Origin of the sequence: Bacteroides sp. 90-K9/2, from assembly GCF_047310725.1 — a bacterium.
Taxonomy (GTDB): domain Bacteria; phylum Bacteroidota; class Bacteroidia; order Bacteroidales; family Bacteroidaceae; genus Bacteroides; species Bacteroides vicugnae.
Genome location: NZ_JBCGVL010000001.1, coordinates 609,788 through 631,731, shown reverse-complemented (window position 1 = coordinate 631,731; position 21,944 = coordinate 609,788). Strand labels below are relative to the sequence as shown.

15 protein-coding genes and 1 pseudogene are annotated in these 21,944 nt (G+C 41.9%); 11 read left to right on the top strand and 5 right to left on the bottom strand.

The window, feature by feature from the left end:
* The first annotated feature begins 127 nt into the window (after positions 1–127).
* From AAHJ11_RS02520 to AAHJ11_RS02470, 11 genes and pseudogenes are all read left to right on the top strand, one after another.
* Complete coding sequence (locus AAHJ11_RS02520) at positions 128–607, top strand: DUF456 domain-containing protein (RefSeq protein ID WP_195649084.1); 480 nt, start codon at positions 128–130, stop codon at positions 605–607.
* A gap of 71 nt (positions 608–678) precedes the next feature.
* On the top strand, positions 679–1,272 hold the full coding sequence (locus AAHJ11_RS02515) for an RNA polymerase sigma-70 factor (protein WP_148366244.1): 594 nt from the start codon (positions 679–681) through the stop codon (positions 1,270–1,272).
* A 74-nt stretch (positions 1,273–1,346) separates the two neighbouring features.
* Positions 1,347–2,366 carry a FecR family protein gene (locus AAHJ11_RS02510; protein WP_148366246.1) on the top strand — a complete coding sequence of 340 codons (1,020 nt, stop codon included), beginning with the start codon at positions 1,347–1,349 and terminating at the stop codon, positions 2,364–2,366.
* 263 nt (positions 2,367–2,629) lie between these two features.
* Positions 2,630–6,103 (top strand): SusC/RagA family TonB-linked outer membrane protein, encoded by a 3,474-nt coding sequence (locus AAHJ11_RS02505; RefSeq protein WP_167511818.1) that lies wholly within the window; start codon positions 2,630–2,632, stop codon positions 6,101–6,103.
* A gap of 12 nt (positions 6,104–6,115) precedes the next feature.
* Positions 6,116–7,645, top strand: a complete 1,530-nt coding sequence (locus AAHJ11_RS02500; protein WP_297284685.1) for a SusD/RagB family nutrient-binding outer membrane lipoprotein — start codon at positions 6,116–6,118, stop codon at positions 7,643–7,645.
* Between the two features lie 50 nt (positions 7,646–7,695).
* Positions 7,696–8,112, top strand: coding sequence for a BACON domain-containing protein (locus AAHJ11_RS02495; protein ID WP_148366252.1), 417 nt, complete (start codon positions 7,696–7,698; stop codon positions 8,110–8,112).
* Positions 8,113–8,125: 13 nt separating this feature from the next.
* Positions 8,126–9,655: a BACON domain-containing protein gene (locus AAHJ11_RS02490; RefSeq protein WP_167511819.1), complete on the top strand. Its 1,530-nt coding sequence runs from the start codon at positions 8,126–8,128 to the stop codon at positions 9,653–9,655.
* A 6-nt stretch (positions 9,656–9,661) separates the two neighbouring features.
* The gene (locus AAHJ11_RS02485; RefSeq protein WP_148366256.1) at positions 9,662–10,357 is read left to right on the top strand and encodes a hypothetical protein; all 696 of its coding nucleotides are present in this window, start codon (positions 9,662–9,664) and stop codon (positions 10,355–10,357) included.
* Positions 10,354–11,022, top strand: a pseudogene (locus AAHJ11_RS02480) (GDSL-type esterase/lipase family protein); the annotation flags it as partial. The gene AAHJ11_RS02485 and the pseudogene AAHJ11_RS02480, both read left to right, overlap by 4 nt.
* A 9-nt stretch (positions 11,023–11,031) precedes the next feature.
* Positions 11,032–11,940, top strand: coding sequence for an endonuclease/exonuclease/phosphatase family protein (locus AAHJ11_RS02475; RefSeq protein WP_229128574.1), 909 nt, complete (start codon positions 11,032–11,034; stop codon positions 11,938–11,940).
* A gap of 102 nt (positions 11,941–12,042) precedes the next feature.
* On the top strand, positions 12,043–13,425 hold the full coding sequence (locus AAHJ11_RS02470) for an MFS transporter (RefSeq protein WP_148366377.1): 1,383 nt from the start codon (positions 12,043–12,045) through the stop codon (positions 13,423–13,425).
* A gap of 170 nt (positions 13,426–13,595) precedes the next feature.
* Here AAHJ11_RS02470 and rpiB read toward each other — a convergent pair whose 3' ends face one another.
* The 5 genes from rpiB to AAHJ11_RS02445 all read right to left on the bottom strand — a co-directional run bounded on the left by rpiB (position 13,596) and on the right by AAHJ11_RS02445 (position 21,937).
* Positions 13,596–14,030 (bottom strand): ribose 5-phosphate isomerase B, encoded by a 435-nt coding sequence (gene rpiB / locus AAHJ11_RS02465; protein ID WP_004309178.1) that lies wholly within the window; start codon positions 14,028–14,030, stop codon positions 13,596–13,598.
* Positions 14,030–16,039: a transketolase family protein gene (locus tag AAHJ11_RS02460; RefSeq protein WP_074556456.1), complete on the bottom strand. Its 2,010-nt coding sequence runs from the start codon at positions 16,037–16,039 to the stop codon at positions 14,030–14,032. Before AAHJ11_RS02460 ends, rpiB begins: the two co-directional genes overlap by 1 nt.
* A 142-nt stretch (positions 16,040–16,181) precedes the next feature.
* Positions 16,182–17,726, bottom strand: a complete 1,545-nt coding sequence (locus AAHJ11_RS02455) for an alpha-N-arabinofuranosidase (protein WP_413579024.1) — start codon at positions 17,724–17,726, stop codon at positions 16,182–16,184.
* A gap of 66 nt (positions 17,727–17,792) precedes the next feature.
* Complete coding sequence (locus tag AAHJ11_RS02450; RefSeq protein ID WP_413579023.1) at positions 17,793–20,195, bottom strand: beta-L-arabinofuranosidase domain-containing protein; 2,403 nt, start codon at positions 20,193–20,195, stop codon at positions 17,793–17,795.
* A 146-nt stretch (positions 20,196–20,341) separates the two neighbouring features.
* A complete protein-coding gene (locus tag AAHJ11_RS02445; protein WP_195649088.1) occupies positions 20,342–21,937 on the bottom strand; it encodes a xylulokinase in 1,596 nt (531 codons plus the stop codon).
* Between the last annotated feature and the right edge of the window lie 7 nt (positions 21,938–21,944).

Sequence of the window (21,944 nt, the reverse complement as noted above, 5' to 3'; positions counted from 1 at the left end):
ATTACAGTTTCACAAAGGAACGAATTTATCTGGGGCTGTGCAAGTAGTGGGGAAATAATTCTTGATGTTAGCTTGTATTTACTGAAAGTTACTGTATTTTTGTGCAGATATTAAAATGTATAGATCTATGCTGGACCTTATTTTGATTGTGATTAGTGCCTTTTGTATGATAGCAGGGTTAGCAGGTTGTATCCTTCCGTTTCTTCCCGGCCCTCCGATTGCTTATTTGGGATTAGTCATTCTTCATTTCACGGATAAAGTAGAATATACTGCGACGCAATTAATCGTATGGTTATTGATTGTAGCTGTTTTGCAGGTCTTGGATTATTTTACGCCGATGCTGGGCAGCAAGTATAGTGGTGGTAGTAAATGGGGGAACTGGGGATGTATCATCGGAACGATGGTCGGACTTCTTTTTCTGCCTTGGGGCATTATTCTCGGACCTTTCCTCGGGGCTGTGATTGGTGAGCTACTGGGAAATAAGGAATTCTCCCAGGCACTTAAATCCGGATTCGGCTCATTAATCGGATTCATATTGGGAACTTTGCTGAAGTTTGTGGTTTGCGGTTATTTCTGTTATCAGTTTATTGTGGGACTTGTCCGATAGTTTTTTTCATAAAAATGAGACTTGTATTTTAAATATATAATGTATCTTTGGCACCGATGAAATAAGATATTATGGAATTCTCACAAGTCAATCAACAAATTATTTTAGATATAAATAAAGGGAAAGAATCTGCTTTTTCCATTTTATATGATAGCTACTTTACATATTTGTGTGTCTATGCCACTACCTATTTGTTTGATCCTGATGAAGCAAAAGAGGTAGTTAATGATGTCTTTGTGCATATATGGTATCGCAGGGGCGGATTGACATATCCCATACATTCTTATTTGTTGTGTAGTGTGAAAAATGGCTGTTTGAATTATATCCGCTCTTTGCGTACCCGTGAACGTATTATTGATGAATATCGTGAAGAACTGCTTCGTATGCAGGAGGAATTTTGCATAGAGGATTACAGTCCTTTGCAGGAGTTGGAAGTTAACGAGTTGAAACAGCAAGTTGAAAATATAGTGAAGTCTCTGCCGGAAAAATGTCGCATTATTTTTGAAAAGTATCTTTATTCGGGTATTTCTCCTCAGGAAATAGCGGATGAATTGGGTATTTCGGTAAATACAGTTCGCGTTCAAATCAAGAATGCAATGGATAAAATGAAAATGCAATTAGGGTCGGCTATTGTGATTCTGCTTTTGTTCCTTTTGAAGAAATAATGAAAAAAAAATTGTTTTTGTCTAAATGCATCGTATTCCAGATGTGTATTATATACAAAAGGCAAAGATAATATATGGAAAATCAGTTGAAGGAATTTGAAGAATTGCTGGTTGATTATTTCGCTGGTAATCTGTCGGAAGAGGATAGTCGGAGGTTGTGTACTTTGATGAAGTCCGACCGGATATATCGGCAGAAATATGAAGAAATGGCAAAAGTCCGTGCCAAATCTTTTGTCCCACGATTTGAGAACGAGAAAAAAACGAACTATGCTGAACTCGTGTCAAAATTGTCTATGCATCCCAATCGCAAGCATTCAACTTTTTCTCTACGTCAGTGGGGATATCGCATAGCAGCAGTTGTATTGTTGGTTATAACAATGTCTGTGACTGTTTACTATATTTATAATGGTATTCAAATTGCAGGGCAGTCAAAACAATTATGTATGATGGAAGTTCCCTTGGGCTCACAAACCAAAGTATATCTTCCGGATGGAACAGTCGTTTGTCTTAATTCCGGTTCTACATTAAAGTATAGCCCCTCTTTCCTGAAACAGAAGACGAGAGATGTTTATTTAACGGGAGAAGGATATTTCGAGGTGGAGAAGAATCCGGAAAGGCCGTTTATCGTCCATACCAATGAACTCAAGGTAAAAGTGCTGGGAACAGTGTTTAACATACGCTCTTATCATGAGGATCCGGAAGTGGAAGTTGACTTGGTGGAAGGGAAAGTCAATGTCTCTATGAATTCGGATGAAAAGAAAAATGTGGTTTTATCTCCTGACGAATGTCTGATTTACAATAAGGAGCGGCAGCAAATGCGGAAAGATGTAACCGATGCCAAAAGAATGACATTGTGGACTACCGGACGATTGAACTTTGTTAATACTTCCTTTGTCAGTCTCATGAAAGATATTGAACGGAGATATAATGTGAAGATTAACATAGAAAGCGAACAAGCTCAGAAAGAAATATTCTCGGGAAGCATTGATGTTAAACTGTCGATTGAAGACGTCTTGGAATATATAGATGTAGATAAGAAATATACGTGGACACGTAAAGGTAATATGATTGTGGTACAGGATAAAAGAAAATGAATTGTTTAACCCTTAAATAATAGTAATGCTTATGATATAGACTCAAGATAGTAAAAGAAATCGGAGAACATATTTGCCCTATGCTCTCCGATCGATCGTGAAATTATTTTTCTAAAAATAATCTTTTAAGATGTTACAAATGTATGACAAAATTTCTATATAATAGAATGATTTATCTATTTTATCATTCTAATACAAGTTTTATATCTATTCGTACCGTTTTTTTTCTTGCCTGTTTCAGTACTCTGATAAACTTATCCGTTGTGGCTTCTCCCTTTCAACAGGGAGAAATACGTATCTCGATTCAGCAGAAAAATGTATTGTTGAGTAAAGTATTCAATGAAATAGAATCGAAAACGAATTATTCTATTTTGATACGTAATAATGATGTAAATGTCAATGAGGTAGTTTCTATCGAGGCTAAGAATAAAACAGTGGGAGAGATTCTGGAATTGCTGTTTAAAGGAAAAGATATCAAGTATGAGATACAGAATAAGAGAATATCTGTGTATAAGCCTGCTAGGAAAAAAACGTCCGGCAGCATACGTGGAAATGTAAAAGATTCTAATGGCGAACCGCTTCCGGGAGTGAATATAGTGGTACATGGTACTAAAATAGGTGTCATAACGGATATTGACGGTAATTATTTCTTGTCGAATGTGCCGGAGGGGACACATGTCATAGACGCTTCTTTTATCGGATATGAGAAAAAGTCTGTCACAGTGAAAGGACTGAAGAATGGGGAGCAACGGCAATTGGATTTTACAATGTCTTACGGGGTCAAACTGAACGAGGTCGTAGTCACTGCTCTTGGCATTAAACGTGAAGAGAAGGCATTAGGTTATTCTATCTCTAAGTTGGATAATGACGATTTTACACAGACTGTTTCTGCCAACTGGCTGGGAGGGCTGTCCGGAAAAGTCGCGGGATTGAATTTTGACCAGTCTTCTGCTGCTCCCGGTGCATCCATACGGGTTACATTACGTGGAGAAGGCTCTTTGTCTCATGATCGTAATACGGCTTTGTTCGTCATAGATGGCGTACCGGTCAGCAGTGATATGTCGGCAAGTAATGATGGCGGTGGATATTCAAATACAGATGCACCGATTGACTATGGTAACAGTGCCAGTGACTTTAATCCGGATGATATTGAATCCATTTCGGTTTTGAAAGGCCCTGCGGCAACCGCTATGTACGGTTCGCGTGCTGCCAACGGTGCAGTAGTTATCACTACCAAATCCGGACGTATCACAAAAGGACTTGGGGTTACGTTCAGTTCTTCGGCTGTTTTTGAACAAGCAAGTTTCTGGCCTGATTTCCAACATGAATATGGTTCGGGCGATTATCGCCGTCAAACAGTTGGCTCAACTGAAGTGAAGCCTGCCGAGTTCTCTTTTTGGACAGTGGGGGATACACCAAGAAACTATTCACGCTACTCGTTCGGACCAAGGTATGACGGGTCGCTGAAGTATCTCTATGCATCCAGAAACTGGGAAACGGATGAATATACCAAACTTCCGTTTGTTGAACAGGATTGGTACAAGGGCTTTTTTGAAACGGGGATGACTTTCCGCAACAGTGTGACTATTGACGGAAATAATGGGAAGGGGGGCTCTGTCCGCCTGTCTATAACCGATCAGCGTAATTCTTGGATTGTGCCTAATACCGGCTTTGATTCACAAAACATAAATCTGTCTGTGAGTCAGAAACTGAACCGGTTTCTGAAATTGTCAGGAAAGGTTACATACTATCGCAAAAATAGCGATAATCTTCCGATGTCAGGATATAGTACAGCTTCGCCTTTATATACTTTGATATGGTCGCCCACCAGCGTCAGTGTAAATGATTATTATAATGAATATAAATCAGGACGCATCAATAAAGTGTATGAAGAAGGGTTGAAAACGAATCTGCTGATTAATGCCACGGCTGATAACCCTTATCTGCAAGTTTACGAACAGCTGAATACTTTGGCACGTGACCGTGTATATGGTAATGTCAGTCTGGATATCTCTTTGATAAAGAATAAATTGAATTTAGCGTTGAGAAGTGGTATGGATATGAGTAATGATTTCCGTACACAACGCAAACCTTTTTATTCGAATGGATATATGTCAGGTATGTATAAGGAGCAGACTGTATATAACCTTGAAATGAACAATGATTTCTTGTTGTCTTATAAAGACAGGTTCGGAGACTTTGATATAAATGCTTCTTTGGGTGGGAATAGTATGTATTCAAATTATCGTAATGTAATTATTACAGCTTCACGTTTATTGGAACCGGGTATCTATATGCTGCGGAATAGCGATGGCAACTTGTTGGTGAATCCTACGCGTCGTCGTAAAGGTATCAACAGTTTCTATGGCTTTGCTAATATTGGTTGGAGAAATATGCTTTATTTGGAATTGACCGGACGCAATGACTGGTCAAGTACATTGGCTCCGGGAAATAATTCTTATTTTTATCCGTCGGTTAATGTGAGTGTCCTGCTTGATGAAGTTTTTAACCTGCATCAGCGTGCTTCATGGATTGATATGTTGAAAATACGTGGGTCATGGGCAAATGTGGGTAACGACACGGATCCTTATGAATTGGAACAGGTATATAACAATAGTGATTTTGTTGGTTCTTATCTGCTTTCCAATAAGGTTCAGAATTACAATCTAAAGCCCGAAAATGTAGAAAGCTGGGAGTTTGGATTGGAAGCTCGTATGTTTAAAAATCGGTTGGGACTTGATTTTACTTTCTATAATACCAATACAACTGATCAAATCATCAATGTTCCGGCCGATTATGCTACCGGTGCGTCTTCACGGATTATTAATGCGGGTAAAGTCAATAATAAAGGTATTGAGATTTCAGCAAATATTAAACCTGTCCGGACAAGGGACTGGAAATGGAATATGACTCTGAACTGGTCGAAAAACTGGAACAAACTGGTTGAACTTGCGCCGGGAGTGAATCTGTGGCAGTTGAATACAAAGAACACAATTGGACAGAGAGTCTTTATCTATGCCTATCCGGGAAAAGAACTGGGACGGATTTATGGAACCGGATATGAGCGGGCTCCGGAAGGTGCGTTTTACCGGGATGAGAATGGAAATAAGGTCGATTGCTCCGGACAGGTGGTTGTCGATGCGGCAACAGGAAATCCGGTATTAGGGACGGAATTGAGAGATTTGGGTAGCATCTATCCGGATTGGAAGGCCGGAATGACTCAAACTCTGTCTTATAAGAATTTTACTTTATATATGTCTTTTAGCGCCCAGATGGGCGGGCATGCTTATTCTGTCACGAATTTCGGACTTTCTTATATGGGGAAACTGAAGAATTCCTTGGAAGGACGTTATGACGGCTTGATACATCCGGGTGTGAACCGGGCGGCGGACGGGACATATACCAAGAATGAGAAGATTACTACGGATATTGTAGATTACTATAATCTGGTTAAATGGAATCGCAATAATGTGGAGGAAAATACATTCAGTACTTCTTTCCTGAAAATGAAAGAATGTCGGCTGGATTATAAGTTCACTCCCAAAATGTGTTCCGCATTAAGGCTTCAGGGGCTTTCATTGGGTGTGTTTGCTACGAATCTTTTTTGTATCACTCAATGGCCCCAATATGATCCGGAAGTTGCTTCTTTCTCAGGTTCCTCGCTTTACAGAGGAGTTGAAACAGGAGGGTATCCTATGACTCGTTCTTATGGTGTTAATTTGAAATTAGCTTTTTAAACTCTGAAGAATATGAAGTATATCGTTTGTTTTATAGGTTGTCTGGCAACATTATTTTCTGTCAGCTCGTGTACGACCAATTTTGAGGATTATAATACTAACCCCAATCAGCCTGAAATGTGGACTGTATCTCCTTCAAGCCTGTTGCCGAATGTGATTTACTCGGGAGCTACAACCATGTTGAATAACTCGTGGATGTTGACAAATGAATTGATGCAGTACACGGTGGGAGGGGCTACGAATAATGCGGTACATCGGTATGTAATCAGTAATGCATCTATGGCAAGTGTGTGGAACGGTTGTTTTATCTGGGCGGCAAATGCGACACATATGTATGAGGTGGCTAAAATGAAAAGAGAAGAAACGGATAATGCGGAATATCGTAATTGTGAGGCCATTGCTCTTACCATGAAGGTGTTTTATATGTCCAATGCCGCTGATGTATTCGGAGATATTCCGTGTCGTGAGGCGTTTAAGGGCAGAGGAGAGCAGAATTATAAACCTGTATTTGACACACAACAGGATGCGTACAGCCAGTTTTATTTATGGTTGGAAGAGGCAAACCAGTTGTATGATACTTCTACACCACTAAAGAAAACGGATAAAGACTTGTTGTATGGTGGTGATATGTTGAAATGGAAGAAGTTTACCAATTCTCTGTATCTTCGTTTATTGATGCGTCTGAGTAATCGTGATAAGGAAATGAATGTTTTTGAAAAAATCAGGGAGATATTGAATGACCCGGAAACTTATCCGGTATTTTCCGGTAATGAGGATAATGCGACGATTTTCTTTAGCGGAAGTGCCCCTTTTCTGAATCCTTTTGGGGATAAGAATGAGACGGAGTTTACGGGGTCAGGACACAATATGACTGAAAATATGGTCTCATTGATGAATACTACCAATGATCCGCGTTTGCCGTTCTATTATGTCAAAGTGAAAGGCTACGATTGGAAAGGACAACCTAGTGGAGAGTCTTTTCAGGATACTGATAATAAAGGTATATCCATGTTGAACAAGAACGTATTGGGACTGTACGCCTCTCCTTACTCTTTGATGAAATATGATGAGGTGTTGTTTATTAAAGCTGAAGCGGCGAAGGTGGGAATCATTCCCGGGGGAGATGATGTTGCTCAAAAAAACTATGAAGATGCCATTACCGCTTCTATTCGTTACTGGCAAAGTATTGATCCTGACAAGACTCCTGTAACGGATGAAGTGATATCTTTCTTTCTCCAGAATGGAGTTACTTATAATGGAACATTACAACAAATTCTGACTCAGAAATATATTGCTCTTTTCTGGACCGGATATGAAGCATGGCATGAATATCGTCGTACGGGTTATCCTAAGTTAAGAATTGGTTCTGCTACCGGAAGTAACAATTACACATTGCCCACCCGGTTCGAATATCCGACAAATACGGCAGAAACGAATCCTGATAATTATAAAGCGGCTGTCGACCGTTTACGAACTCTTTATCGCGGAGGGGATAATATGTTGACACCTGTATGGTGGAGCAAGCAAGCTTCTGAATTATAAAAGTTATTCACTTTGAACGAGATAATATGAAACAAAGTAATTTTAAAAGTGTGAGAAAGATAAAACTCTGTTTTCACTCAGTTCTTATCGCTGTAGTGATGGTGTGTATGTTTTCCTGCAACAACGATAGCGATGAACAGTATTATATAAGAATGGGGGTTACAGAAACTGATGTATTGACAGGAGAAAAGAAGGATGTATTGATTGAACGTGATTATGTGTGGGATAACTCAAAATCGGGTGACATCAAATCTTTCTTTCTCTATTCTAACTTGCCGGAATGGGAGGTTCGGACGGAAGCGGAATCGGATGTTGACTGGATTGAAGTCTGGCCCGGAGAAGGTAATGAGGATGGGCGTTTCTATGTGAAGGTTTATTCTAATTCAACATCGGAGGAGAGGACTTCTTCACTCAACATAATTTATGGTGGAGAGGTGTATTGGACAATTCCTGTCATTCAACATTAAATATAAAGAATATATGAAAGCAAATCTTACAAGTAAAAGACTGACATATTTCGTCCTATTTTTTATTGTGTTCTGTATGCTGTCATGTTCGGAGAAAGAAGAACAGGTAGTATCGGAAATATCACTAAGTCAACCGGAAATAGAGATAAATAAATTAGGATTCGGAAAAAATGGAGATGAAGCAGGGGTTGAGGTTACTTCCAATGTTTATTGGGAGATAACGAAGGATGAAAATGTCGATTGGATAGAGGTGTCACCTATGGGAGGAACCGGAACGACCAAGGTGGTGATTACCGCTCTTAAAAATGAAGGAGAACCTCGTTCTGCAGAATTAACATTAGAAACACTCGACGGAACGAAGAAAACGATTCAGGTTAACCAGTCGGGAGGGGATGAGGTTATCCGTTTCTTTTCCAGTGATTTTGGATTGGAACCGGTTGTGGAAAAAGCTCCGGTGAAGGCTTATGAGCAGTGGAATGTTGTCGGAGTCGGGATTTTAGGCACCAGTTTCTCCGGTGAACAGGCTTATATTGACAGTGAATCTCCTTCAGTTGGATATGAAACGGCTTCGGGTGCTAATAATGTACTTCTTGATTCAGAGGATAGTGAATTTAGTTTCGGGCCTGTGGGGACAAAATCCAATACCGGCTTTATTTTGTCTTTTGGTGTTCTGGGGGAAGAGAATGGTCTGATTTTAGAAATAAGTAATGATGATGAAAACTGGATTCAATTACCATATCAACAGGCCGAAACCGCGGAGTGGTCGATGGCACAAGTGAAGTTCCATTTGTTGAGCCAGACATCTTATATGTATTTCAGATTCTCCAATTCAGCAGGTGGCACTTATCGTATTGATGATATTCAGCTTGTGGAAGGAGTTGGAAATGAAGGAATAGAGATTGATTTCGATGCGTTGGTTGATGATGATAAGCCTGCAGGTTTCGTTTATTTTGAAGATCGGTTTGACTGGATTACAGAAGAGTTCGGTGGGGGTGATTATGTGGGTGGATCGGCTATCGGTCAATATCCGCCTACCGGTCCACGCTGGGATAAGCTTTCTGCAGCCTGTAAACCGATATGGAATGCTTCGGGGTGGAGCGTATCGTCCGGATACTTCACTTACATATCTTTGGGATATGTTCAGTTGGGAAGTACTACTTCCGGTGGAGATATTATTTCTCCGAGACTGAATAGTTATATTTCTTCTTATCCGGATATTCCCAAAAGGGCAGGTATTGGTGTCGGTAAGGCTGTAAATGTCATGGTATCTTTTGATGTTTCAGTATATATGGGAGCAGGTGGTAATCAGGATTCTGACGATATAATCATGGAGGTGCTTGATGCAGGAACATTAAGTAATAAGGTAGACAAGGAAGTGAAAATAAAAGTGGATAGCTGGAATAGTTGGAGGAGGATTGAGATACCGGTTTATGGAGCCACATCGGATACACGCATCCGGATTAAATATGGGGTCGCTTCGCCGGGAGGGAGAAACCGTGTTTTCTTCGATCATCTGAAAGTAGAAAAAGCAGTAAAGGAATAAATAATTATGGGAAATATGAAGATGTATAAATATATATTGTTTATGATAATGTTCTCTTTTTGTGGGAACAGTGTGATATATGCTCAAAATAGTAAAGGAGATCATAATCCGATAGGGTATATTTATTTTGAAGATCAATTTGACTGGGTTTCGTCTGAGTTTGGGGGCCAGGATTATCTGAATGGCAAGTTTGCTAATGCCGGTCCCCGGATTGACGGAGTGCCACAGCAGCTTAAAGGTGTGCTGGAGGCTACCGGTTGGAAAACCACAGGAAAGTTTGTTTATCTTCGATTAGGGTATTTGCAGGTGGGACGCAGGACTGATGGCGGAGATATTATTTCTCCGAAGTTAGAAAAACGTATGCCTGAAGCTGGTTTGGGAGAGTATAGCTGCGCGGGAATAGAACCAGGTAAAGAAGTAAATGTGGATGTATCATTTGATGTGGCTATTTATCAGGGCGTGAAAGGCAATAAAGATCTGAATACAATTCTTGTAGAAGTATTGAATGCCGGTAAGCTGAAGGATGGCAGTACAGAAAAGGAAATCAAGGTGAATAGCTGGAATAAGTGGAAGAAAATAGTTGTTCCGGTTTATGGGGCAACCTCTGACACACAAATATTAGTTCGTTCTATACAGGTGAAAAACACTGGAAAGGCCGCCCGTTTCTTCTTGGATAATTTTAAAGTTGTGAAAGTAAAATGATGAGTAGAGAAATGAAAAAGATAGTATTGGTGATATGTATTCTTTGGGGCTTTTGTCCTGAATCTGATGCCCAGAGAGAAAAGCCGCAAAAACATCTTTATGAGATTGTGAATCTGGCATATTATGCAAAAGCGAATAATAGTTTGCCTACTCCTGCAACGAATGAAAAGCGGGTTGTTTTTATAGGTAACTCTATAACGCGCGGATGGGTACGTATGCGTCCGCAGTTTTTTACTGCAAACGGATATATAGGACGGGGGATAGGTGGGCAAGCCAGTGCCCAGCTTTTGTTGCGTTTTCAACAGGATGTAGTTGCTCTGAAACCTTATGCCGTAGTAATTAACGCCGGAACGAATGACATAGCGGAGAATGCAGGGACATATGATCCGGTTTTTACTTTGAATAATATTCGTTCTATGGCACAAATTGCTCAGATGAATGGCATTCGGGTTATCTTGGCTTCAGTATTACCGTCGGGCGGATTCAGATGGAATCCTGCTGTTACGGAAGTCACACAGAAAATAGATGCTCTCAATCGTGCCATTAAAGCATATGCAGAAGAGAATGGTTTTCCGTATGTAGACTATAATACCGTTTTAAGAGATGAAAATGGTGCGATGAAGGCTGGATATAGCGAGGATGGGGTGCATCCGCTAGAATCTGCTTACCGGATAATGGAGAATGTAGTACAACCTGTCATTAAGCAAGTACTCAATGCCTCAGCCGGAAATCTCAGTGTCGGGTCTTATAATATACGGAATAGTAATGTAAAGGACTCATTGGAGGGAAACGGATGGCAGCAAAGGTACCCTGTAATTGCTCGGCTTATTAAATACAATAATTTTGATATTTGGGGTGCTCAGGAGGTAAAATATAACCAACTGGGAGATCTTTTAAGAAGTTTGCCGGACTATGACTATATTGGTGTAGGTCGCGAAGACGGCAAAAAGAAAGGAGAGTATGCACCGATTTTCTATAAGAAAGATAAGTTCGAGGTATTGCATTCCGGCCACTTTTGGTTGTCTGAAGATACCTCTAAACCCAATAAGGGCTGGGATGCTGCTTATGTAAGAATATGTACATGGGGGGAATTCGTTGATAGGAAAACAAATTTCCGTTTTTGGCATTTTAATCTCCATACAGATCATAAGGGGGAAGTGGCAATGAGGGAAAGTTCGAAGTTGGTGTTGAGGAAGATTAAGGAAATGTGTGGAAATGATGCTGTTATTCTGACAGGTGATTTCAATGTGGATCAAAGTCATGAAAGTTATCAGTTGTTAGCTTCGTCAGGAGTCGTGTGCGATTCTTATGAGAAAGCGAAGTTTCGCTATGTGCTGAATGGAACGATTAATCATTTTAATCCGAATCTGAATACCAATAGCCGTATTGACCATATTTTTATAACTCCGGATTTAGTGGTTGACAAGTATTCGGTTTTGACGGATACATATCGTTATAAAACAAGTGACAAAAAAATAACCAATTCGGCTCAAGAATCCTCTGATATTATTTATGAGAACTCACAGGCACGTACTCCTTCAGATCATTTTCCTGTGAGAGTTGATTTGAGCTATACTAAATAAAATAATTATCAGCATATTTATTTTTTGAAAGGGAGTATTGATTCCAATACTCTCTTTTATATCATATTGTGCTTTTTTTAAATCTTGAAATAACATTGTATGATGAAAAACATACTCACTTTTTATAAAAAAAGTGCCCCTATCCCTATGCTTGAAATTTCCGAAGAAATGCAAAGTAAGTTGTATAGGAAATGGCGCTGGTCGTGTTTCTTGTCCGGAACAATAGGATATAGTTTGTATTATGTGTGCCGCACTACATTGAATGTCGTGAAGAAGCCAATCCTTGAAAATGGAACATTAGATGCTGTGCAGTTAGGCATTATTGGCTCTGCCTTATTATTCTCTTATGCTTTAGGAAAATTCGTTAATGGATTTCTGGCCGATCACAGTAATATAAAACGTTTTATGGCAACTGGGCTTGCAGTTTCCGCTGTTGCGAACTTTTGTGTCGGAGCGTGTGGATTGTTGCAGGGAAATGTGGCTTTCTATTCTAATATGTTACTTTTTGTCGTTTTTGCGGCTATGTGGGGAATAAATGGCTGGGCTCAGTCAATGGGAGCACCTCCGGCTATTATTGCCCTTTCTCGTTGGTTCCCGTTAAAACAACGCGGAACATATTATGGATTCTTCAGTGCCAGCCATAATTTAGGAGAATTTCTTTCTTTTATATTTGTCGGAGCGGTAGTCGGTTTCTTTGGTTGGCAATGGGGATTTGTCGGAGCTTCCTTAGCCGGTGCGGCAGGAGTCGTTGTTATTATTCTCTTTCTCCATGATACACCCCAATGTAAAGGTTTGCCTCCAGTGGAAGTCATATCTAATGAAGAATTGGAGAGAAAAGAAGCATCCTCAAAAGAATCTACTTCAGAGTTACAAAAAGCTGTCATTAGAAATCCTTTCATATGGTTATTGGCATTTTCCAGTTCTTTTATGTATATCAGCCGGTATGGTATTAATGGTTGGGGGGTATTGTTTTTGCAAGAAGTGAAAGGATTCTCATTATCTCATGCAACGCAGATTATTTCTATAAATGCTTTACTCGGCATTGTCGGTACTGTTTTTTCAGGCTGGTTATCAGATAGGTTGTTTCATGGCAAAAGAGGATTGTTGGCTTTTCTGTTTGGTTTGCTTAATACATTGTCTCTTTGTTTATTTTTGTTTTCAGGAAATAGCTTCTTTATCAATATTTTGAGTATGCTACTCTTCGGTGTTGCAGTAGGAGTGTTGATTTGTTTTTTAGGAGGATTAATGGCGATAGATATTGTTCCAAGGGATGCAAGTGGAGCAGCGTTGGGTATTGTCGGTATGGCTAGTTATATTGGAGCGGGGCTCCAAGACATTATCAGCGGTTATTTAATTGATTCCAATAAAGGTGTTATTAATGGTGTGGTTATTTATAATTTTTGTCCTGTTTCTGTTTTTTGGGTTTCAGCTTCTGTACTTTCTTCATTATTAGTGCTTTTTTTATGGAAGAAAAAGAATATATAATAGCAAATAGAATTGTCGGAGACATGTATATATGCTAAAAGACTATTTGTTGAGAAGTAAATAACCGATGGCGATCTTTCCGCATGTTAGTTTATTAATAAAAGGCAGCTATACGATTGCGGTTCTACCGCACAATCGTATAGCTGCCTTATTATATTTATCTTCAGGCTTTATTTTACCGGAATCTTGTCAATACGGTTCTGATGACGACCGCCATCAAACTTTGTAGAGAAGAACTCTGTCAAAATCATATCCGCTTCTTCAGTGCTGATGAAGCGTCCCGGCATGACCAGAACATTAGCGTCGTTGTGCTGACGAGCCAGATGCGCAATTTCTGCATTCCAGCAGAGAGCAGCACGAATTCCCTGGTGCTTGTTCAGCGTCATATTGATTCCGTTTCCACTGCCGCAGATAGCGATACCGGGATAACATTCTCCCGATTCCACTGCAAGAGCCAGTGGATGAGCATAATCCGGATAGTCTACGCTAGCGGTAGAGTTAGTTCCGAAATCCTTGTAAGCCCAGCCTTTTACTTCCAGCCAGCCGCGAACATATTCTTTCAGTTCAAAACCGGCATGGTCGCATGCTAATCCGATTGTTTTCATTAGAGCATTGCTTTTACTTGGTTATATACGTTCTCGGCAGTAAATCCAAGTTTCTCATCCAACACTTTGTAAGGAGCAGAGAAACCGAAAGATTCCAATCCCCAAACTTTACCGTGGCAACCTACCAGACCTTGAAGATTAACAGGCAGACCGGCAGTCATACCGAAAATCTTTGCATCTGCCGGGAGAACAGCTTCCTGATATTCTTTCGGTTGGTTACGGAACAGACCTTCAGACGGAGCGGATACAATGCGTACCTTTACGCCATCTTTGCGCAGCAATTCTGTGCCGGCTACCAATGTAGCCACTTCAGAACCTGAAGCTACCAGGATTACATCCGGATTTTCGTCAGAACCTGCTACGATATACGCACCCTTAGCTGCCTGTTCGTAATCAGTTCCTGCCGGTAAGTTGGCAATATTCTGGCGAGAGAAGATCAATCCTGTCGGAGTAGACATATTTTCCATGGCAAGTTTCCATGCAATAGTTGTTTCTTCTGCATCGGCCGGACGAAGTACCAACATAGAGTTGTGTCCCTTGTGGTTCTTTAGTTTTTCCATCAGGCGGATTTGTGCTTCCTGTTCTACCGGTTCGTGAGTAGGACCGTCTTCACCTACGCGGAATGCGTCGTGTGTCCAGATGAATTTCACCGGTTGTTCCATCAAAGCAGCCATACGTACGGCAGGTTTCATGTAATCGGAGAATACGAAGAATGTACCGCAAGCAGCGATTACACCACCGTGGAGTGACATACCGATACAGATACAAGCCATCGACAATTCTGATACACCTGCCTGGAAGAATGCTCCGCTGAAATCACCTTTCTTGAAAGAATGAGTCTTTTTCAGGAAACCGTCAGTCTTGTCAGAGTTAGAAAGGTCGGCAGAAGCAACGATCATGTTTTCTACTTGTGTGGCAAGTGCGCCCAGTACAGTGGCAGATGCAGCACGAGTAGCGCTACCAGCTTTCTGTTCGATAGCAGCCCAGTCCACTTTCGGAGCTTTGCCCGAGAAGAAAAGTTCCAGTTTGGCAGCTTGTTCCGGGTTTGCTTTCGCCCATGCAGCTTTTGCAGCATATTTCTCAGCTACAATTTTCTTCAGCTCTTCTGCACGTTTTGCATACAGTTCGGCTACTTCCGGGAATATAACGAACGGGTTAGTAGGATCACCACCCAAATTCTTGATTGTATTTACATAAGCGTCGCCACCGAGAGGAGCACCGTGTGTAGCGCAGTTAGCTTCATAGCTGCTGCCGTCTGCCTTGCGTGCACCTTTACCCATAACCGTTTTGCCGATAATCAGTGTAGGGCGTTCTTTTTCAGCCTGTGCTTCTTTGATTGCTGCGCGGATTTCGTCAGGATCATTACCGTTGATGCTAAGTACGTTCCATCCCCATGCTTCATATTTCATGGCAGTATCTTCAACGGTTACATCTTTCGTTTCAGTAGAAAGCTGGATATCGTTGGAGTCATAGAACATAATCAGGTTGTCCAGTCCCAGTGCACCGGCAATACGTCCGGAACCTTGAGAGATTTCTTCCTGGATACCACCGTCAGAGATGTAAGCATAGATTGTTTGATTCATCACTTCGTTGAAACGGGCTTTCAGGAATTTGGCAGCGATGGCAGCACCCACAGCGAAAGTGTGTCCTTGTCCCAACGGACCGGAAGTATTTTCAATGCCCCGCATGATATCCACTTCTGGGTGTCCCGGAGTAGGGCTTCCCCATTGACGGAATTCTTTCAGTTCGTCCAGAGTGAATTTACCGGTCAATGCCAGTGTAGAATAAAGCATCGGAGACATATGGCCCGGATCCAGGAAGAAGCGGTCACGTCCTTCCCAACGGGGATTTTCAGGATCGTATACTAGAAACTCAGAGAAGAGTACATTTACAAAATCAGCACCACCCATGGCGCCACCCGGGTGACCGGAATTGGCTTTCTCAACCATTGAAGCAGCAAGAATACGGATGTTATCCGCTGCACGATTCATAAGTTTGTTATCGTTCATATCATTAAAATTTAATTGATTTCTGTCAGATTGTTCGCAAAGATAACTCTTTATGTGGATTTAACAATCCAAAAGAGCTATCTTTTTTATCGACAATTTTACGGTCTTCTTGTTTGCGATACAATAAGTAAATCCCCTAAAATTACTGTAACTCTAAAGTAACAATGGACTTAGCAGGAAGTTTTACCTTCATTGTTCCTTTATTGATTTTTACCTCTTTGAAAGGTGCCGGCTTTACAATATTAGGGTTTTCAAAAGAATTGTAATCGGTCAGTTTGGCGGAGGTCAGAATCTCTCCAACTGCTTTTTTTGCTTTCGTATCACCCAAATTGATGGTGATTTCCTGTGCTTCGTCAGCATCTACATTAGAAAGAGAAAGGTGAATCACTCCATCCTTGTTTTTGGAAGCTGTGGCACTTACCATCGGAACGGTACGGTTATCACGTACACTCATCTTTTCGCAAGTCAGCTCAATGGGAAGATAAGTGGCATCCTGATGTACTTTATACATCTTGAAGACATAATAAGTAGGAGTGAGCACCATTTCTTTGTCTTTCGTCAGAATCATGGATTGAAGTACATTGACTATCTGCGCGATATTTGCCATCTTCAGGCGGTCTGTATATTTGTGGAATACGTCAAGGCTTAAAGAAGCAACGAAAGCATCGCGCAATGTATTCTGCTGATACAGGTGTCCTTTGATGGTTCCCGGTTCTTCATCCCACCAGGTTCCCCATTCGTCGAGTAAAAGAGCGATCTTTTTGTCCTTGTCATATTTATCCATGATGGCGCAATGTTTCTTGAGCACATCTTCCACTTCCAGACATTTCCCCATTGTCCAATAATAATCATCCTTGTTGAATTGAGTGGCTGCTCCTTTGCTGCCGCTCCATCCGGTTACGGTGTAATAGTGGAGAGAAAGCCCCTGCATACGATGTCCTACACGATTCATCAATACGTCTGTCCAGTTGTAGTCATAATCACTTGCACCGCTGGCAATTTTGAACAGACGGTTGCCGTCGTAGTTGCGGCAATAGGTAGAATAACGATGGTATAAGTCCGCATAATATTCCGGACGCATACTGCCACCACAACCCCAACTTTCATTTCCTACTCCCAGATATTTGAGCTTCCATGCTTTGTCACGACCATTCTTACGACGGAGATTGGCCATGGGAGAGTCCCCGTCCGAGGTCATATATTCCACCCATTTGGCGAGTTCTTCTACGGTACCGCTACCTACATTTCCACTTACGTAAGGCTCACAACCCAGCATTTCGCAAAGATTCAGGAACTCATGTGTACCGAAACTGTTATCTTCAATCGTTCCGCCCCAGTTGTTATTCACCATCTTCGGACGGTTTTCTTTCGGACCGATGCCGTCCATCCAATGATACTCATCGGCAAAGCAGCCACCCGGCCAGCGTAGAACGGGAACAGCCAAGTCTTTTAATGCATTGAATACATCTGTACGGTATCCCTTGATATTGGGTATATCTGACTTTTCGCCTACCCAAAGACCACCGTAGATACATGAACCCAGGTGTTCGGCAAACTGACCGTAGATTTCTTTCGGGATAATCTCTTTGCCTTGGTCGGCATGTACGGTTATGGTAGCACTCTTTTGCGCGGAAAGAGATACTGATGCTGCCAGAAAGGCCGTACTGACTAATAGTTTTGCTTTCATAAATGGTATTTGTTTAATGATTATATAGATGTTTGATTTTGATGATGGTTATTTCTTTTTGAACGTTTATTTTAGTAAACGTACTTCGTAAATTGCAGGTGTCCATTCCGTTCCGTCAGGGATGAAACGTATCGGACAGCTGCCTGTATTCAGTTTTTGAGGCAGGACATAAGAAAGGGTGATAAAACCATCTTTATCTGTTTCACTGATCATTGGATTAACAGCCAACTTTTCATTATTCAGTAGAATAGCTACTTTGTTACGGTCATCTTTCCGTATTGTAATCAGTATGCGGCTTGCCTCTTCTTTTACTTTCAGTTGATAGCCGAACCAACCTTTGGCACGACGGAAGTGGCGGTCTGTGTTCGTTCCGGTTTCTGCCTGCTCATATTGGATGCCATGGTCGGATTCCGGCTGCTGTTCGCCGGGGAAGATAAGATCAATGGTTTGATTAGCTAATTCGGTTGCTTTTCGTTCAGCCGTTGCCATTTCTTCCTGAATGGCTTTGAACTGCTCTTCGCTTGTCTGCCGGAAATAAACGGCATAGCGGGAATTATGCAGGCGGAAGAAGGGAACAAGCTCCAATGCTTTGCCTTGTGCAGGGTAAACATCTCCGTTGTAGCTGAAAGCGATCCGGCTGCCTTGTTCTTTGTGAAGAGACTTACGGATGGAATCGGGATTTCCTATCAACATCGGAACTTCCTGTAATGGAATTTGTTTGCCATGAGCGATATGTCCGCCACGACTGTCATCGGCATATAAACCATCGAGGTGTTCAGTGCCCGTGGAAGCTGCAAGAACGATAGGACCGTATAAGAAAGCATAATAATCTTTCTTGTCGGGAATCTGTTCCATGTTGACTTTCATCGGTAAGTTGAAAGTAACGATATCTCCTTTCTTCCATTTGCGGGAGAGAGGAAGATACTGATTACCTTTTGCCATAATGAATATTTTTCTTTTCCCATTGATGCTGATGCTATAGCCTTTGGATTGGTTAGCCCATTCCGGAATACGTATCATTAAAGTACGTTTTTTCTGGGGCGCTTCATCTATTCGCAAAGTTACCTTACCGTCGTCAGGGAATCGGGTTTCCTGTGTCAAAGTTACGCCTTGCTCTTTCCAGGTCAGTTGTGAAGGGATGAAGAGATTGATATAAAGCGTATCTTTCTGATGTGCATAAATAAATTCACCGTATTTGGTATGATTCTCCAAGCCAGAACCGACACAGCACCACATGGATGTTTCCGGTTGTGAGTACACACGATAGTGTCCCGGGCGCATGGGAGTGAAATAGACAAATCCACCCTTATTCGGTTCCTGCGATGCAAGAATGTGATTGTAAAGCGCACGTTCGTAATAGTTTACGTAGTTGGGATCAGGCTCCTGTGTATTGTTGGGATTGTGAGAATTCTGGTAAAGCATTTTAGTGAGACGGAGCATGTTGTAAGTATTACAGGTTTCCGGTCCTTGAACGTCGTTCAGCATGGACGTGAAGTTATCCGCCGGGTGGAAATGTTCACGGACACTATTTCCTCCGATGCAGACGGAACGGTGATTGACTACCGTATTCCAAAAGAAACGGGCGGCATGATCCCATTCAGCAGCATGATTCCAACTCTTGTCATCTTGCGAAAGTTCGGCTATTCGTTTGTAACCGATCACTTTGGGAATCTGTGTGTTGGCGTGCATACCTGTCAGCTTGTCTTCATCTTTGATAAGCGGGTCGAGGATAAGTTTGTGGGAGAAACGGCGGGCCAGTTCCAGATATTTCTTGTCGCCTGTGATTTCAGCCACATCAGCGAAAGTCTCATTTAATCCGCCATGTTCGCTACGAAGCATATCCTGCATTTGTTCGTCGCTCAAACCGGAAGTGATGTCAATCATCCAGTCTGTAAGGTCAATCAGCATTTGGCGTGCCAGATCGCTTCCTGCATACAAGTAAGCGTCCCGTAATCCTGCATACGTTTTATGTATATTGTATAGAGGTACCCATTTGCCGTTAAGGTCGAAACCTCCGGCACGGATTTTTCCAGCTTTTATTTCTTCCCAAAGTTGGAGGCTTCCCGGAGTTCCTCCGATGAATCCTGTACCTACAGCTTGCTGTGCATGATGCAACTCATTCAGCATATAGTGGAGGCGGTTGTAGACAGCAGTATCTCCGGTAGCGGCATACATCATGGAGAGGGCGGATAGATAATGTCCGCCGATATGTCCGTCCAATCCGGTATTTTCCCAGTTGGTATAGCCGGGAGCTTTAGGTTGTAAACCTGCTTCGCGTAGAAAAGGAGCGAGCAGACGGTCGGGGTTTAAGGCAAGTATATAATGTAAATCAGTCTGTTGGGCTTGCAGGAACGGGCTATCCAATAGTTTTACATTCTGTAAAGGGAAGTAAGACACCTGTGGAGCATTTTGTGCTTTAGCCAGTGAGGCGGACAGGACAAGGCCAAGTATGAATGAGGTGGTTTTCATGGTAATAGTCTCCCCTTTTCCCTCTCCCAAAGAGGAGAGGGGTGGGGATAGTTAATGTTAATATTTAGTGAGAATTGGTTCTTGCTAAACAGCGATTTGTCGGCAATTTCTTGATGAATATATAACAAGGAATTGCCAATTGTCAACTATTTAAATTTGACCGCTGCCTCTTCGATGGGCAATCCTGCCTTGTAGTTTTCGATGTATGTATTAAAGCCGGCTACATCTTCGGGTGTGGGTGATACCTCGACACCGGCATCTCCGACAAATACACTTTCATCCAGGAAGTCGGCAAGAGATTGTTTCTTTTCGTTGTTCACGAGATAAGAACCTAACAAGGCAATCCCCCAGGCACCACCTTCACCGGCTGTTTCCATCACCGAAATAGGCGAGTTGATAGCTGCTGCAAGTATTCTTTGACCTACTCCCTTTGTTCTGAACAGTCCTCCGTGACCTGTAATTCTATCCACTTTGATTTTTTCTTCGTTGAACAGGATATCATTACCAATCTTGAGAACGCCTACTGAAGCATATAGGTGAGTCCGCATAAAGTTGGCCAAATTGAACTTGTCATTGGCAGAACGTACAAATAACGGTCTTCCGTCCGCAAGTCCTGTTACAGGTTCGCCTGAAATATAGTTGTATGAAAGGAGACCTCCGCAATCTGTGTCACCGGTAAGTGCGATATGGTAGAGTTTACTATAGATTTCATCCATATTTACAGGTATGCCCAGAAGTTCCTGATATTCCTTAAACAGGTTGACCCATGCATTGAGATCAGAAGTACAGTTATTGCAATGTACCATGGCTACGAGGCTTCCGTCAGGAGTTGTGACCATGTCGATCATTTCGTATGGCTTGGACAAGTCTTTCTCCAATACAATCATAGAGAATGAAGAAGTACCTGCCGATACATTTCCGGTACGCTGTTTCACAGCATTGGTTGCAACCATACCGGTGCCGGCATCTCCTTCCGGAGGACAAACGGGTATTCCTGCTTTCAAATGACCCGATACGTCGAGCTTTTTACTACCTTCCGGTGTGAGGACACCTGCATTTTCACCTGCCGATAATACTTTAGGCAGAATATCCTGCAGCTTCCAGCTATATTCTTTCGGAGCAATCAGCTTATCGAACTTAGCCACCATTTCGGCAGAATAGTTGTTAGTAGTCGGATCTATAGGAAGCATACCCGATGCATCACCTATTCCCAACACCTTTTTGCCTGTGATCTGCCAATGCACATAACCTGCCAGAGTGGTCAAGAAGTCAATCTCATTCACATGTGCTTCGTTGTCCAAAATAGCCTGATATAAGTGGGAAATGCTCCACCGCAGAGGGATATTATAGACAAATAGTTCGGACAAAATAGCCGCTGCGCGGCCTGTATTGGTGTTTCTCCAAGTGCGGAAAGGCACGAGGATTTCTTCTTTTTTGTTGAATGGCATATAACCATGCATCATGGCGCTGACACCGATGGCAGCCAGCGTCTCGATCTCTATGCCGTATGCATTCTTTACGTTCGTACGAAGATCGGCATAGCAATCTTGCAGCCCTGACCAGATGGCTTCAATGCTATACGTCCAAAGTCCGTCAACTAACTGGTTTTCCCAAGTGTGGCTACCTTGAGCAATAGGCTTGTTTTCCTGGTCAATCAAGACAGCTTTTATTCGTGTTGAACCGAGTTCTATGCCAAGAATAGCTTTACCTGCCTCAATGGTTGATTTTGCATCTAATTTCATGTTGAAA